The 15,692-nt window shown below is 58.1% G+C and carries 11 protein-coding genes and 1 pseudogene; 9 read left to right on the top strand and 3 right to left on the bottom strand.

What is annotated here, in order from left to right:
• Nucleotides 1–313, top strand: a 313-nt coding sequence (locus tag IED13_RS24325) for an SURF1 family protein (protein ID WP_318652309.1), incomplete at its 5' end; no start/stop codon positions are given.
• Nucleotides 310–1,644, top strand: a complete 1,335-nt coding sequence (locus IED13_RS24330; protein WP_318652315.1) for an ATP-binding protein — start codon at nt 310–312, stop codon at nt 1,642–1,644. The genes IED13_RS24325 and IED13_RS24330, both read left to right, overlap by 4 nt.
• A 39-nt stretch (nt 1,645–1,683) precedes the next feature.
• On the opposite strand, the gene IED13_RS24335 is transcribed toward IED13_RS24330, so the two are convergent.
• Both IED13_RS24335 and IED13_RS24340 read right to left on the bottom strand, forming a co-directional pair.
• Nucleotides 1,684–2,226, bottom strand: a complete 543-nt coding sequence (locus tag IED13_RS24335; RefSeq protein WP_404801908.1) for a response regulator transcription factor — start codon at nt 2,224–2,226, stop codon at nt 1,684–1,686.
• A gap of 17 nt (nt 2,227–2,243) precedes the next feature.
• Nucleotides 2,244–2,747 (bottom strand): redoxin domain-containing protein, encoded by a 504-nt coding sequence (locus IED13_RS24340; protein ID WP_191125726.1) that lies wholly within the window; start codon nt 2,745–2,747, stop codon nt 2,244–2,246.
• 948 nt (nt 2,748–3,695) lie between these two features.
• Here IED13_RS24340 and secA point away from each other — a divergent pair.
• From secA to IED13_RS24355, 3 genes and pseudogenes are all read left to right on the top strand, one after another.
• A complete protein-coding gene (gene secA / locus IED13_RS24345) occupies nt 3,696–6,419 on the top strand; it encodes a preprotein translocase subunit SecA (protein ID WP_191125727.1) in 2,724 nt (907 codons plus the stop codon).
• A gap of 53 nt (nt 6,420–6,472) precedes the next feature.
• A pseudogene (locus tag IED13_RS24350) lies at nt 6,473–7,675 on the top strand (DNA polymerase III subunit gamma/tau); the annotation flags it as partial.
• 187 nt (nt 7,676–7,862) lie between these two features.
• Nucleotides 7,863–8,672 (top strand): HesA/MoeB/ThiF family protein, encoded by an 810-nt coding sequence (locus IED13_RS24355; protein WP_191125729.1) that lies wholly within the window; start codon nt 7,863–7,865, stop codon nt 8,670–8,672.
• A gap of 222 nt (nt 8,673–8,894) precedes the next feature.
• Here the strand turns inward: IED13_RS24355 and cynR are convergent, their stop codons facing one another.
• Nucleotides 8,895–9,776: a transcriptional regulator CynR gene (gene cynR / locus IED13_RS24360; protein WP_318652310.1), complete on the bottom strand. Its 882-nt coding sequence runs from the start codon at nt 9,774–9,776 to the stop codon at nt 8,895–8,897.
• Between the two features lie 499 nt (nt 9,777–10,275).
• Here cynR and IED13_RS24365 point away from each other — a divergent pair, with 499 nt between their 5' ends.
• From IED13_RS24365 to ctaD, 4 genes are all read left to right on the top strand, one after another.
• Nucleotides 10,276–10,875, top strand: a complete 600-nt coding sequence (locus IED13_RS24365; protein WP_191125730.1) for a carbonic anhydrase — start codon at nt 10,276–10,278, stop codon at nt 10,873–10,875.
• A gap of 163 nt (nt 10,876–11,038) precedes the next feature.
• Entirely contained in the window at nt 11,039–12,622 is a 1,584-nt protein-coding gene (locus IED13_RS24370) for a DEAD/DEAH box helicase (RefSeq protein ID WP_191125731.1), read from the top strand.
• A gap of 116 nt (nt 12,623–12,738) precedes the next feature.
• Nucleotides 12,739–13,491 carry an alpha/beta fold hydrolase gene (locus IED13_RS24375; RefSeq protein ID WP_191125732.1) on the top strand — a complete coding sequence of 251 codons (753 nt, stop codon included), beginning with the start codon at nt 12,739–12,741 and terminating at the stop codon, nt 13,489–13,491.
• A 464-nt stretch (nt 13,492–13,955) separates the two neighbouring features.
• Nucleotides 13,956–15,554, top strand: coding sequence for a cytochrome c oxidase subunit I (gene ctaD, locus IED13_RS24380; RefSeq protein WP_191125733.1), 1,599 nt, complete (start codon nt 13,956–13,958; stop codon nt 15,552–15,554).
• Nucleotides 15,555–15,692 lie beyond the last annotated feature (138 nt).

Here is a 15,692-nt window from a genome sequence, read left to right on the forward strand (position 1 = left end):
GGTGAAGGTCACCGGACTGCTTCGCGCAAGCGAGCCGGACGGCGGCTTTTTGCGTCGCAACGCGCCTGCGGCCAATCGATGGTATTCGCGCGACGTGATAGCGATCGCCAGAACATATGGTCTATCAACGGTAGCGCCTTATTTCGTAGATGCTGATGCGACAACTGGTTACGCTGGTTGGCCGGCCGGCGGCATGACAGTGGTAGACTTTCGCAATGCTCACCTCAGCTACGCTTTAACATGGTTCAGCTTGGCAGCGATGCTGATGGGCTTTGGCGTGTGGACGATGCGCCGCCCACGCTCGACAAGGTGAGCGCCTTGAGCGCCGCTGTCGCCGGCCGAAAAAACATGCAGCAGCTTATCCAGCTGCGCTGGCTCGCCGTCGGCGGCCAGGTCGCGACGATTATCACGGCATTGATGGTCTTTCATATTGCCCTGCCGTTACCCGCGATGTCGCTCGTCTTGGTGTTTCTGGTTGTGCTGAACGTCCTGAGCATTGCGCGGCTAAAGTTGCCATCCGCAGTGCGCAATAGCGAACTTCTCCTCTCGTTGCTGCTGGATGTCGTTGCGCTCACGGCTCAACTGTACTTGAGCGGCGGGGCCACCAATCCTTTCATTTATCTTTATCTCCTGCAGGTGACGCTCGGCGCTGTGCTTGTAGAAGCTTGGTCGACTTGGGCGGTGGTCGCTGTCTCCGGCGCTGGGTTTGCTTTGCTAACGATCCTTTACGAGCCGCTAGGCTTGCCTCCTGGCGCAAGGCTCGATCTCTTCCAACTGCACATTTTCGGGATGCTCACCTGCTTTCTGCTCGACGCCGCACTCGTGGTGATATTCATGAACCGGATCACTCTGAATTTGCGCGAGCGTGATGCTCGTCTAGCGGACTTGCGCCAACAAGCGGCCGAGGAGGGACACATCGTTCGCATGGGGTTACTGGCTTCCGGCGCCGCGCACGAGTTAGGCACGCCGTTGGCAACCCTGTCGGTTATTCTGAATGATTGGGGGCGTGAGCCGGCCTTAAGAGCAAACGCGGAATGGCTTCAGGAACTGCAGGATATGGAAGAGGAGGTGAAGCGCTGCAAGGCGATCGTGACCGGAGTTCTGGTGTCAGCGGGACAAGCGCGCGGAGAAAGGGCCGATGTTACAACGGTCAAAGCGTTTCTCGATGACGTGGTCGACGACTGGCGCGCCAAGAAGATGGCGTCGAACATAAACTATCAGCGCGAATTCACGGATGACGTGCTCATCGTAGCTGACTCCGCGCTGAAACAGGTCATCTTCAACGTCCTTGACAATGCTGCTGAAGCGTCGAGGGACCAGGTCACCCTCCGAGCGTCTCGCGTCGAGGATGCGCTGACAATCACCGTCTCGGATCATGGACCGGGTTTTTCGGCTGAAGTCCTTGAGCAGCTTGGTAGGCCGTATCAGTCCACGAAAGGTCGACTCGGTGGCGGCCTTGGTCTCTTCCTTGTCGTCAACGTGCTACGCAAGCTTGGCGGGCATGTCGACGCGCGGAATACTGGCTCTGGCGCCGTAGTGACCATGAGCCTTCCCTTAGCGGCGCTTTCGCCGAGCGCCCTCTCGCAGACCACCCTCGACGGCAACGCGACCGTCAACCACGGCTCAATGTCACGCGGCCCGTAAAGCGCGCTGCACAGGCGCCCCGCGGAGGCGCCTTGGACGTCAATTGACCTGCCTCTTGTACAGTTTGCGGGCAAGGGTGCGCCTATGCAGGCCGAGGCGGCGGGCGGTTTCAGAAATGTTGAAGTCGGTTTCTGCCAGCGTCTGATGTATTCGCTCCCATTCCAGGGTCTTTAGCGATGTCTGGCGGGCCGTTAGCGGGGTGGATGCGTTGCCTGACTCTCGGCCGAATGCTGCTTCGATATCATCGGTGTTGGAGGGTTTGGCTAGGTAATGGCAAGCCCCCAGTTTGATCGACTCCACTGCCGTCGCGATGCTGGCGTAACCCGTGAGAACGACGATCAGCATGTCAGGGTCATGGGCGTGCAAGGCTTCGACGGCAGCGAGGCCGCTGGCGTTCTCTAGCTTCAGATCGACAACCGCGTAGCGTGGAGCAAATCGATCCAAGACCGATGTCATCTCGGCGAGCTGAGCAGCGTGTTCCACCGCATAGCCCCGTCGCTCCAATGAGCGGCGGAGAGCTCGCGCGAACTTGACGTCGTCTTCGACGATCAACAGGCGTCGGTCATCGTGTTCAGTCAGCACGAGTGCCTCCGATAAACTCAAATCACGGGATCAAACGCGTCGGCCTGTTGCAGCCTTTCGATCGCCCCCAATATTTCGGTAAACACGCTCTCTGCCGCACTCGCGGGATAGGTAGCGATGTGGCGCACTTGCTTTGTGGGATCGATGACGAATATCGATCGGGACGAGACCGCGGGATCGTTTTCGACGTAGACAGCGCCGTAGAGCTTGGAAACTTTCGCGTCGTTGTCTGTGATTATCGGAGGGTAGGCAGCCTTTTGCCTATCTGCGAGGCGAGGCTGCTGTGGCTGATCCGTTTCGACGTCATCCGCCGATAATCCGATCGGCTTGACACCGAACCGTTCCCATTCATCCCGAAGTTTCGCCATTTCCGTAAGGTCTGTTGCGGCACTTCGAGTGAATTGTTTGGGGCCGCTGACCAACATCCCCCAGCTCGATCCGAGCCAGTCGTAAAAGCGGATTGGACCGTGAGTAGTGTCCTGCTCGAAATCGGGGGCGATCTGCCCAAGTTGGATAGCCATGGTGGACTCCTGTTTGTGCATGCGATGGATCTGTGCGCGACTAGGCTTGGCCTAGTCACAACAGAGCCGACACGATGCTGAAGTCCAAAACTCCATAGCGGGGCTTCCTAGTCTTCGTTCATCAATCTGGCCATTGCGGTCGGTATTGCCGGTGGCCGCTCTTATCAGTCTGCCAATGTCCTCATAATGTCAAAGATCGATATCGAATAGGTGTCATAAGGCGAATCTTATAGGTATGCCTTTGCGGCGGTTGGCAGGATGCAATCAGGCTGCCGTTAGGCGCATCGGGACAGGGGGACGCTCGAGGGCCAGCTTCCGGCAGAGATTGAGCAGGTGCGCCGTTCCTAAGGGCTTTCCAAGACGACGTCGGAAGCAGTGTTGACGGATGGCTGCCGCCACCCGTCCCGCCGATCGGAAAAATCCCAATCGCGAAAATGAGCGTATAAGGTAAATCTTATTGGGTTCATCATAAATCGGTCTTTGACATTATGAAGCTATTGACCGATTACGCACACATAGTGGGTGTCGGCTGCCAGCCGAATTGGCCCGGGTGTTACACGAACGAGCACTGGAAAGCCTGCCCTCTCGGGAGAGGCGATCCGCGACAGCGTCTGGATTCTAGGTTGGATCTGCATTCATTGGGCCTCCAGAGCCCAGCATTCGCCATAAGACCAATGGTGCCTCTTCTCTCGCCGCGCCGCGCCGATCGCTTAATCGGCACTGTTCGGGTCAACCCCGCTTTTGGACTGCTTGCGCGCGGGGTCACGTCACCAGCTCGGCGCATGAGCCCGATGCGCGCGCCACGTTGTGTGTGCGCTCTGCCGGGCCGCCGAAGCCCTAATGAGCATGTCGGCTGCACTGGGCTCTATCGTCCAATCCATCGACGAGGCGCGCGTCGCGCTAGCCCTCGGGAAATAACACGTTGAGATATCAGAAAGGACCAGTCGAATGGTCAATTTAGGTGGAATTGCCAGGAAGCTGTTCGGCTCGGCAAACGACCGTCGCGTCAAGTCTTTCCAAGCAAATGTCGTTGCCATCAACGCACTTGAGCAAGAAATGAGGGAGCTGTCGGACGAGGCGTTGGCGGCTAAGACGATAGAATTTCGCAAGCTGCTTGCCGATGGCAAACAGCTGGACGATCTCCTCGTCCCGGCTTTCGCAGTCGTTCGAGAAGCTTCGCAACGTGTGCTGGGGTTGCGTCCATTTGACGTTCAGCTGATCGGCGGCATGATTTTACACGCAAACGCCATCGCCGAAATGAAAACCGGAGAAGGCAAGACTCTTGTCGCCGCGTTACCGCTTTATCTGAACGCGCTTCTCGGCAAGGGCGTACATGTGGTGATTGTCAACGATTACTTGGCGCAGCGCGACAGCGTCTACATGGGGCGCCTGTATGGCTTCCTTGGCCTGACGACAGGCGTCATCGTGCACGGTCTGGATGATGACGAACGCCGAGCAGCCTACGCTTGCGACATCACGTATGCCACGAACAACGAACTCGGCTTTGACTATCTGCGCGACAACATGAAACATGAACGCGTGCAGATGGTTCAGCGGGACCATAGCTACGCCCTCATCGATGAGGTGGATTCAATCCTCATAGATGAGGCTCGGACCCCGCTGATCATCTCCGGCCCGCTCGATGATCGGTCCGATCTCTATTTGACCCTCGACACGTTTGTCCCGCGTTTGTCGAAGGACGACTACGAAATCGACGAGAAGCAACGCTCTGCCAGCTTTTCCGAAGACGGAAACGAAAAGCTCGAGAACATGCTTCGAGAGGCTGGGCTGCTAAAAGGCGAATCCCTTTACGACATCGAAAACGTTGCAATCGTTCATCACATCAACAACGCCCTCAAGGCTCATAAGCTCTTCCAGCGCGAAAAGGACTATATCGTCAGAAATGGCGAAGTCGTCATCATCGACGAATCGACCGGTCGCATGATGCCCGGCCGCCGCTATTCGGACGGATTGCATCAAGCGTTGGAAGCGAAGGAGAGGGTTCAGGTCCAACCTGAAAATCAGACCCTGTCGCAGATCACCTTTCAGAATTACTTCCGAATGTATCAAAAGCTCGCCGGGATGACTGGAACCGCTTCGACGGAGGCGGAAGAATTCGGCGATGTCTATGGCCTTGATGTGATCGAGGTGCCGACGAATCTGCCCATTCGACGCATCGACGAGGACGATGAAGTCTATCGCACCGACAAAGAGAAATACAACGCGATCGTTGTGGAGATTTTGGACGCGCACCGGCGCGAACAGCCAATTCTCGTTGGTACCACTTCGATCGGAAAATCGGAACATCTCGCCGATCTCATGCGCGCGAAGGGTTTCAACGAGTTTCAGGTCCTAAATGCACGCTATCACGAGCAGGAGGCTTATATCGTTAGCCAGGCGGGTGTTCCCGGCGCGGTGACGATCGCCACCAACATGGCCGGTCGCGGCACGGACATCCAGCTTGGTGGAAATGCCGAAATGCGTATCGAACAGGAATTGGCCGACATGCCGGCTGGTCCTGAGCGCCAGACGCGTGAGCAGGCAATCCGTGAGGATGTGGCGAGGCTCAAGGAGAAGGCGCTAAACGCCGGCGGCCTCTACGTCCTCGCTACGGAGCGCCACGAGTCTCGCCGGATTGACAACCAGCTGCGCGGCCGGTCAGGCCGCCAGGGCGACCCCGGCCGATCGAAATTCTTCCTGTCGCTCCAAGACGATCTGATGCGAATCTTTGGCTCTGAGCAGATGGATGGCATGCTGCAGCGGCTCGGCCTGATGGAAGGCGAAGCCATCGTCCATCCTTGGATCAACAAGGCGGTCGAACGCGCTCAGAAGAAGGTCGAAGCTCGCAACTTCGATATTCGTAAGAACGTCCTCAAATACGACGAAGTGCTCAACGATCAGCGCAAGGTCATCTTCGATGAGCGCGTGGAGCTGATGGAATCAAAGGATCTGTCGGAATTCGTCCGGGAGCTGCGCTATGATCTCATCGATAACCTTGTTTCCCAACATGTACCCTCGACGGCCTATGCCGAGCAGTGGGACGTCGATGGTCTGAAGGCCGAAGTCAGCCAGCATTTCGACTTGGACCTTCCCATCCATGAATGGGTCAAGGAAGAGGGAATCGCGGAGGACGATATTCGCTTTCGCCTCGAGGAGGCTACCGAAAAGGCGGCCGCTCAGAAGGCGGAGCGCTTTGGGCCTGACATCATGAACTATGTCGAACGCTCCATAGTCCTACAGACGCTGGATGGTCTTTGGCGGGAACATATTGTGAGCCTCGACCATCTACGTTCGGTCATCGGATTCCGCGGTTACGCACAGCGAGACCCGTTGCAGGAATACAAGGCCGAGGCATTCGACCTGTTTCAGGCGATGCTAAATAACCTTCGCTTCGCGGTCATCGGACAACTCTCACGCGTCGAAATCGTTCAGGAACAGCAGCCCGAGCCGGAGTTGCCGCCCATGCGGCTGGACCATCCCAGCGTGGATCTGGGCGTCGATGGCTTCGCGAGCGGTTTCATAGCGAACGGTCCCCTGGTCGCCGAACCGGAAAGAGACCCGGACAAGCCTTCAACGTGGGGTCGTATCGGCCGAAATCAGGCCTGCCCGTGCGGTTCAGGCAGGAAATATAAACATTGCCACGGATCATTTGCGCAGGCCGAGCCCGTCTGATCCGCGCGCGAGTTGATGTTATCTGAATATCCAACGCGGAGAGCGGAAAGCGGGTGGTGATCGAGTCGGATATAAAAAGTCAAACGCGCGCCGAAAGGTCGACTCTCGGACATAGTGTCCTCGCGCGCAAATACCGCCCAGCCACCTTCGATGATCTAGTCGGCCAAGAAGGAATGGTTCGCACGGTAGCGAATTCGTTCGAAACGAGACGCATTCCACAGGCTTGGATTTTGACGGGGGTTCGCGGGATTGGCAAAACAACGACCGCTCGAATTCTCGCCCGCGCGCTCAATTATGAACTGGCCGACGGCTCGGTCAAAGAGCCCACGATCCAAATGCCGATCAGGGGCGTGCATTGCGACGCGATCATCGACGCCCGTCATGATGATGTCGTTGAAATGGACGCAGCCTCCAACACCGGCATCGCTGACGTACGAAGAATCATCGACAGCGTACGCTACGCGCCGGTCACTGCCCGTTATAAGGTCTATATCATCGACGAAGTGCATATGCTGTCGGAGAGTGCGTTCAACGCCTTCTTGAAGACACTCGAAGAGCCTCCAGAGCATGCAAAGTTCGTTTTTGCGACGACGGAGATCCGCAAGGTGCCAGTGACCATCCTGTCCCGGTGTCAACGGTTCGACATGAGGCGCGTTGATTCCGATGTGCTGATGCAGCATCTCGCAGATATTGCGCAAAAAGAAAGGGTCCAGACGGATGGCGAAGCGCTGCGGTTGATCGCCCGCACGGCTGAAGGCTCCGTTCGCGATGCCTTGTCATTGCTCGACCAGGCCATCGCTTATGCGGCCGGCACAATCCGCGGAGCGGACGTACGGCAGATGCTAAGCCTTCCAGACCACACGCAGATTATTGAGCTCTTTACTGCCCTCGTGCAAGGCAACACATGCGCGGCATTCCAGGGCTTTCGTAGTCAATACGAGATGGGCGCCGATCCGGTCTCCGTATTGGTCGGCGTCGCCGAGTTCGTGAATCTTGTGACTCGAGTTAAGATCCTCCCGACGGCCGCGAATAAACTTATACTAAACGAGATCGAGCGAGATCGCGCTCGAGACTTCTCGACGGCGCTTTCTATACGTGTCCTCATGCGGCTCTGGCAAATGCTCGTCAAGGGGATCAGCGAGGTTCAGTCAGCTCGTCGACCGGACGCAGCAACTGAGATGGTGCTGGCTCGAGTTGCCTACGTCGCAAATCTTCCAACTCCAGACGAACTTGTCAGAGCACTCCAGGCGCTTGGCTTTCCGCTGGGACGGTGAGAGCTAATCGGAGGCGAAGGGATGGCTCCTCGCCGTCGAACGGACTGTCATGGGTGCGATCGCGGTTGCCGTTGGTGTGGCGCTTGTCCAGTAGCGGTTGATCGCCTACGTACCGCGGCACGAACGTCGGACCGCCTCATAGCAAGACTCAGTACCGGAGCGATCGGCGATGCTGACGACCAATGAAATCGAGCGATACGCTCGCCACATCGTCTTGCACCAGGTCGGTGGCCCGGGTCAGCAGAAGCTAAAGGCATCTCGTGTGCTGGTGATCGGTGCCGGGGGACTTGGCGCGCCCGGGCTGATGTATCTGGCTGCCGCTGGGGTCGGTACGCTCGGCGTCGTCGACAATGACGTTGTGTCGCTTTCAAACCTGCAACGTCAGATTATTCACGCCACGCCCGATATCGGCCGTGCAAAAGTGGTAAGTGCCGCCGAGACGCTACAAGCACTCAATCCGCACGTCGCGGTGCGCGCCCATAACGTCCGGCTCGATGCCCATAATGCCGTCGCGCTGTTCAATCAGTACGATCTGGTTGCCGACGGTTCGGATAATTTTGCAACGCGCTATTTGGTGTCGGATGCCTGTTATTTGGCGCGCAAGACTCTGATCACCGGCGCGCTCGGCGTGTTCGACGCATCCCTCACGACAATACCGGCGCACGAGACGAACGCTCGTGGTGACCCAAATCCGCCATATCGCTGCCTGTTTCCGGAGCCGCCGCCGCTCGGCACCGTTCCCGCTTGTGCCGAGGCCGGCATCATGGGCGCGTCGGCGGGGATGCTCGGATCGATGATGGCGTTGGAGGTCATCCGAGAGATCGTCGGCTTCGGCGAAGGAATGGTCGGGCGGTTCCTGATGATCGACGCCCTGGCAATGCGCTTCGAGATGCTGCGTTATTCGCGTGATCCCTCTAATCCGCTCAACGGCGATTGTCCGACGATCACCGACCTGTCCCTACACGAGCAAGCGGCCTAGAACGCGGGCGTCTGTCGCCAATACCCCTTGTGGCCGAGCGGAATCAGGAAGCGGCGCCTGGCGCCGGCCGCTCAGTGAGACGCCCGAACGACGGAATTAACCGGGACGATTGAGTAAGCGGAGCGAAGGCTAGTGCTTATCGACGACCAGCGTTGGCTTTTGCACGGATTGGCACTGCTACGATGGGCGCATCCGAGGAGTGGGATCCTTTCGCTGCGGACTTCACTTCCAATTCCGCATCAGTTCCTGAAAAGCTCTCGTGGCGGCACTCAGATAAGAATCCGCGCGGAGAAGAATCGAAACCGTTCTCGGCGCCATGGCCGGCGTAAGCGGGATCGCGCGCAGATGATCGTCATGTCTCGCTATGGAGGCGGGCAGGATAGTGGCTAGCGAACTGTCCTTCACGACTGCGACGATCGAATCTACGGAGTTTGCTTCCACTGCGATGCGCGGATGTACTGAGTGTTCTCGGAGGAAAAGGTCGATCGGCACGCGCGTGATGAATGCGGGCGTGAACAGCGCGAGGTCCGTTCGGTCGAGTGCTTTTACCGGATACGTCTTTCGTGAAAACGCTGGATGTTTCTTCCCCACAACGAGGTGCAGCTCCTCGTCGCGCAATGGTTCTACGGTAATGGAGTCCAGCTCAACGGTGCTGAAACCGACGCCAACATCGATTTGGTCGTCCGCAAGAGCCGCCTCTATTCTGGCCTGGGCCAAGATCTCAACTGACAGCGTGACGCCGGGGTAGCGCCTATAGAACTCCGCGACGACCGGCCCGACCAAGTAGGGTGTGAAGAGGGGTAGAAACGCGATCCTCAACGTTCCTTCCGCGAGGTTCTCCACGTCATGTACGGCTCGTCCGGCGGCATCGATACTCTGGAGCGCTCGGCGGAGGTGCTCGATGTAGATGCGGCCTGCATCGGTCGGCTTGAGCCTAGCATGACTCCGGTCGAGCAGCTTGACGCCCAGCGACTCTTCAAGCTGCTTCACTTGCTGCGACATCGCGGGCTGCGAGACGTGCAGCGCCGCTGCCGCGCGGGTGAAACTGCCATGATCGGCAACGGCGATGAGGTAGCGGGCAGGGCGTAGCACTATAACAGGCACCTTATGGGTTCGATCGGAAATCGGTCTTTGACATTATGAAGAAACTGGATGCATTAGGCAATGCACGCCAATGATGCCGCCGACCGAGCGGACGAGCCGGGACACGCGCGGCGAGCGGGCGACAACCTCCCTCAAAGCGCCCCCTCGTCTTACCGTCTCGTGCGACGCGGCAAACCCGTCAACCTGGAGACTGATGCGTAATAATACGTGCGGCTCCGCAAAAGCCGACAAGGGCATAAGTGCTCGCCAATAGTTTGAACCGCGTGATCTTCAATCGAGGGACTTACGCTGCGGCAGCAGTGGCGGTCTGCCACGGGTCGCTCCATCTCGGCTCAATGCATCGCTTCATTGCGATCGCGATTGAAGTGCGGTTGCTGAAAGCGAGCAATCGCTTCTTCTCATTCACGGCGCGCCTTTCGCGATCGTCAACAACGTTATCCTTTCCAAGGCCTACGGCGATTAGTTCAAATGCCGGACCTCATTTGCAAGGAAATCAATAGTGATCGAGGATCTGTTCGAAGCAAATCGGTGTTGGTCTGCAGCGCGCATTGCAGAGAGGCCCGACTATTTCGAGCGTTTAGCGAAGCTGCAGGAACCGGAATATCTTTGGATTGGATGCTCCGATAGCCGCGTTCCCGCGAATGTCATCACAGGACTAGAGCCCGGCGAGGTATTCGTTCATCGCAATGTGGCAAATGTCATCCATCCGACAGACCTTAACATGCTGTCGGTTGTCGAGTTTGCAGTCAACCAGCTCTGCGTCAAACACATCATTATATGCGGCCACTACGGCTGCGGCGGTGTCGCTGCGGCGGTCGGCGCCAAGCGTTCCGGATTGGTGGACAATTGGCTTCAGCCAATACGCGACGTCGCCGAACTAAGTTGCGGCTTCCAAGAAGGGAGCGCGCCAACCGATGTCGATATCGATCAGTTATGCGAAGAATCTGTCGTGTCGCAAGTTAAACGTCTCGCCGCCACGTCTACCTTACAAGAGGCGTGGTGGAAGGGGAGAAACGTTTCAATCCACGGGTGGATCTATGGCCTACGGGATGGACTCATCACTGATTTAAACTGTTCTTGCAACGGTGCGAGGTTGTGAGTTCTTCCGACCCCGTCAGCCCCGTCGACGACCGGTGTGCGTACGATGCTCGCGCGTTTCTTGACGCGTGCGTGCGGAGGCCCGGGCTGCGTCGGAAATACCTCAACCGTCCGCCTCGTGCGTACTCTCCCTACCGAATCTCGTCAGAAAAGCAGTTCCATCTATGATCACGTTCGCTGAGCTTGGCCTGAGCCAAAGGGTCCTCTCTGCTGTTACGGAGGCCGGGTACACGATCCCGACGCCAATCCAGGCCGGTGCCATCCCGTTGGTGCTTCAGGGCCGCGACGTCTGCGGTATAGCACAGACAGGCACGGGCAAGACTGCTTCGTTTGTTCTCCCGATGTTGACCCTTCTCGAAAGCGGACGAGCACGTAATCGCATGCCGCGCACGCTGATCCTCGCGCCGACACGGGAACTCGCAGCGCAGGTTGCCGAAAACTTTGAAAAATATGGCAAGAATCAACGCTTGAACGTGGCCCTTCTGATCGGCGGTGTATCGTTCGAAGACCAGAACAAGAAGCTCGAGCGCGGCGCAGACGTCCTAATTTGCACTCCGGGCCGATTGCTTGATCATTTCAAGCGCGGCAAGCTACTGATGAGCGCCGTGGAAATCTTCGTCATCGACGAAGCCGACCGTATGCTCGACATGGGCTTCATTCCCGACATCGAGCGCATCGCCAAGCTCATTCCGATCACGCGACAAACTCTCTTCTTCTCGGCTACCATGCCGCCGGAAATTCAAAAGCTGGCTGACCGTTTCCTTCAAAATGCCGAACGCGTCGAAGTCTCCCTCCCGGCATCGACGGCGGTGACGGTGACCCAGCGATTCGTTGCGACTCATGGGAAGTCAAACGAGAAGCGGGCGACGTTGCGCGATTTGATCAAAGCCCAAGCCGATCTTAAGAATGCGATCATCTTTTGCAATCGCAAGAGGGACGTCGCCGATCTCTCGCGTTCGCTGGAGGCTGACGGCTTCTCAGTCGGCGCTCTGCACGGCGATATGGACCAGCGCTCACGCACCGCGATGCTTCAAAGCTTCCGCGACGGGCAGGTCCAGCTTCTTATCGCATCCGATGTCGCCGCTCGAGGTCTCGATCTTCCCGATGTTGGCCACGTGTTCAATTTCGACGTTCCGATCCATTCGGAGGACTACGTCCATCGGATCGGACGCACCGGCAGAGCGGGTCGGTCGGGCGCCGCGTTCACCCTTGTGACCAAGCGCGACACCAAGGACGCCGACAAGATCGAGAAGTTGATTGGTCAGAAGATTCAGTGGCTCAGCGGCGATTGTAATGCGTTGCCGCCAAGCGAAGATGGCGAGGGCGATGAACGTGTCCGTGATGGGGTTACTCGCGACAAGCATCGGTCAGTCAGGGGCCGTGGCGCTGTGGCTCGGAAATCTGAGGTCGGTCCGGCTCGCCCCCGCATCGAGCGACCGGTAGCAGCCACGCCGCCGCCATCCCTAGCAGGGCCAGTGCCAGTAAAGGATGAATTGGTGGGAGAAGAACGCAAGTCCGAGTATAGCGTGTCCGAACGGACCCGGCCACACGACAACGGGGGACTTGGCAGCGGCAGAAACCATAATGGCTCTCGCACGGACAATCGACGGCCAATTCCCGGTGCAAGCGACGACAAACGTCCCGCCCTCGATAGTAGGGATCGCGACGGTGGCCCGACCACTGTCGGCTTCGGCGAAGATGTTCCAGCCTTCATGCTGACAGTCTTCGGCGCCGGCGCTAAGCGCTGACGATTTCCAGCGCGCCCGCAGCGGCTAAGGAGGCGCATGCTTGTCGTCCGTCACAAATACCTTGGGCCATCTAAATGACGAATGATCCTATCGTCTTCTAGGCTATGGAATTCACGATGCCGAGCTTCCGCAACGGCCCTGTTGAAATTGCTTATCTGGACGAAGGTGAGGGCTACCCGATTGTTCTTGTCCACGGCTTTGCGTCGAACAAGAATATCACTTGGGTTTATCCGAGGTGGGTCTCGGAATTGAAGAGGCATGGCCGGCGGGTCATCGCGCTGGATAATCGGGGGCATGGCGAGTCGACGAAGCTTTACGACCCAAACGACTACGATCTGAACGCGATGGTTGGCGATGTGCGGGCTCTCCTGGACCATCTTGGTTTGGATCGCGTCGACATGATGGGCTATTCGTTAGGATCGCGCGTCACCGGCTGCCTGGCGCGGAGCGAACCCCAACGCGTTCGTTCTGCCATTTTGGGCGGGTTGGGCGTCGACATGATTGAAGGCGGTGGGCCCGGGGAGAACGTCGCCAACGCGCTTGAGGCCGTTTCGTTGGACGGAATTACCGATTCTGTCGGCCGGACGTTTCGCGCTTTCGCGGACCAGACCCGCTCGGACCTTAAGGCACTTGCGGCTTGTCTGCGTGGGTCGCGATGCTTGGCAACTCGCGAAGAGATCGCCAGCATTGCGGTGCCGGTGCTAATCGCGGTGGGGACCATCGACGAGATCGCCGGTTCGGCCCGGGCACTCGCCGCCCTCATTCCCGGTGCTGAGGTGCTCGATATTCCAGACCGCGACCACATGCGGGCTGTCGGAGATCGGGCTTTTTCGGCCGGCGTGCTGGATTTCCTGTCTCGGCGCCCGTGAAATGGTATGGACTCGCGGTTCGCGGCGGTCCGCTGGTCGATGGAAGTCCCCGACAATCTACCAACACCGCAACTCATGCGATGCGACCCCCGCGAGACAAAAATCTCGCATCGGCCAGGGGCGATCCGCCGCGGATCGTTAGCACATCATCTGCGCCCGTTTTTTAGACATAAGCAAAAACTTATGAAGGTTATCAAAATCCAGTCTTTGACATTATAGACCAATGGGCGGATTAGCTACGAGTGGCCAATGACGCGGCCGTCTCCGGACACGCAAGCGTCGCTATGCTGACACTGATGGTCGCGGAAGAGCGTCCGGTCACTATCAGCAGGCCCGAACCGCTACCGACCTGATCCGCCATGCGAGCGACGCGACGCGCGTCAGGTCCGCTGAACGGGGCCCTACGCTCGTGCCAATTCTGGCAGGCGTCTGAGGACACCCGCAAATGAAAGTGAGGAGGAGCGATGTCCGCCATAGCCCGTATCAACGCGCGCCACGAGCGGCCGTCCGGTCTGCTGCGGTTTATGTATTCGACCAACCATAAAGATATTGGCACGATGTACTTCGTCTTCGCGATTTTAGGCGGGACAATCGGAGGAATCCTGTCGCTGTGCATTCGCTATGAACTGGCGCATCCAGGCCTGCAGCTATTCGGGGACCCGCACGTCTACAATGTATTCGTGACTAACCATGGTCTGGTCATGATCTTCTTCACGATCATGCCGGCGATGATGGGCGGATTCGCAAACTGGATGGTGCCGCTGATGATCGGCGCGCCCGATATGGCGTTTCCGCGCATGAACAACATCTCGTTCTGGTTGCTGGTGGCCTCGTTCGCTCTCCTTGTCTGCTCCGTCTTCGTCGAAGGCCCTGCCGGCGCCAATGGCGCGGGAACCGGGTGGACACTTTATGCTCCGCTGTCAACGGCTGGTCACCCGGGGCCAGCGGTGGATTTCGTCATCCTGTCGGTTCACCTCGCGGGAGCCTCGTCGATCTTGGGTGCGATAAATCTCATCACCACGATCTTCAACATGCGAGCGCCAGGAATGACCATGCACAAGATGCCGTTGTTCGCCTGGGCCGTTCTGGTGACTGGCTTCCTAGTGCTGCTTTCGCTGCCGGTCCTCGCCGGCGCAATCACTATGCTGCTCACGGACCGCAATTTCGGGACCAGCTTCTTTGCCGCAGAAGGCGGGGGCGATCCGGTGCTCTACCAGCATCTGTTCTGGTTTTTCGGCCATCCCGAAGTCTACATCATGATCTTGCCCGGCTTCGGCATAGTCAGCCACGTGATCTCGACGTTCAGCCGCAAGCCGATCTTCGGCTATCTCGGCATGGTGTATGCCATGGTTGCCATCGGAGCCGTTGGGTTCGTCGTGTGGGGGCACCACATGTACACCGCCGGCATGTCGGCCAGTTCGCAGGCCTATTTCGCCGCCGCGAGCGCGGTCATCGCAGTTCCGACCGGCATCAAGGTCTTCTCCTGGATCGCGACCATGTGGGGAGGCTCGATCACGTTCAAAACGCCGATGCTGTGGTCGATCGGCTTCGTGCTATTGTTCACCGTCGGAGGCGTGACCGGAGTTGCGCTCGCCAGCGCTGGCCTCGACAGGTCGCTGCAGGATACCTACTACGTGGTCGCGCACTTCCACTACGTCCTTTCGCTCGGAGCAGTTTTTTCAATCTTCGCGGGATGGTACTATTGGTTTCCGAAAATTACTGGCTATATGTATTCGGAACGACTCGGAAAGCTGCACTTCTGGCTCACGTTTGTCGGCGTTAACTTCGCATTTTTCCCGATGCATTTTCTCGGTCTGGCCGGCATGCCACGGCGTGTCGTCGACTATCCAGACGCTTTCACGCCTTGGAACGAGATTTCGTCTGCAGGTGCCTTTCTCTCCGGGCTGGGCCTTGTCGTATTTTTCGTTGTGATGGCAGAAGCTTTCCTGCGGAAGCGGGTTGCAGGGGATAATCCGTGGGGGGTTGGAGCAACAACCCTCGAGTGGACTCTATCCTCGCCGCCTCTTTTCCATCAGTTTAGCGTGCTGCCGATGATCCGTTGAGCGCGCATTGCCGTGGCCGCATTCGTCGCCTCCGATCTTTTTCGCAGTCGAACCGAGGCGCGCCAAGACCGGTCTGCCATCAGCAGTCCTACCCCACTGAGAAGCTCCTCGCCCTGGCGCGAGCGCTCTTCAGTATTC

The sequence above is a fragment of the Allobosea spartocytisi genome, from assembly GCF_014764685.1.
GTDB lineage: Bacteria > Pseudomonadota > Alphaproteobacteria > Rhizobiales > Beijerinckiaceae > Allobosea > Allobosea spartocytisi.

What these genes read in the sequence shown, in the direction of transcription:
- IED13_RS24340 (WP_191125726.1), bottom strand. Translation starts at nt 2,747, where the DNA reads ATGGCTATCCAACTTGGGCAGATCGCCCCCGATTTCGAGCAGGACACT.
- secA (WP_191125727.1), top strand. Translation starts at nt 3,696, where the DNA reads ATGGTCAATTTAGGTGGAATTGCCAGGAAGCTGTTCGGCTCGGCAAAC.
- IED13_RS24355 (WP_191125729.1), top strand. Translation starts at nt 7,863, where the DNA reads ATGCTGACGACCAATGAAATCGAGCGATACGCTCGCCACATCGTCTTG.
- IED13_RS24370 (WP_191125731.1), top strand. Translation starts at nt 11,039, where the DNA reads ATGATCACGTTCGCTGAGCTTGGCCTGAGCCAAAGGGTCCTCTCTGCT.
- IED13_RS24375 (WP_191125732.1), top strand. Translation starts at nt 12,739, where the DNA reads ATGCCGAGCTTCCGCAACGGCCCTGTTGAAATTGCTTATCTGGACGAA.
- ctaD (WP_191125733.1), top strand. Translation starts at nt 13,956, where the DNA reads ATGTCCGCCATAGCCCGTATCAACGCGCGCCACGAGCGGCCGTCCGGT.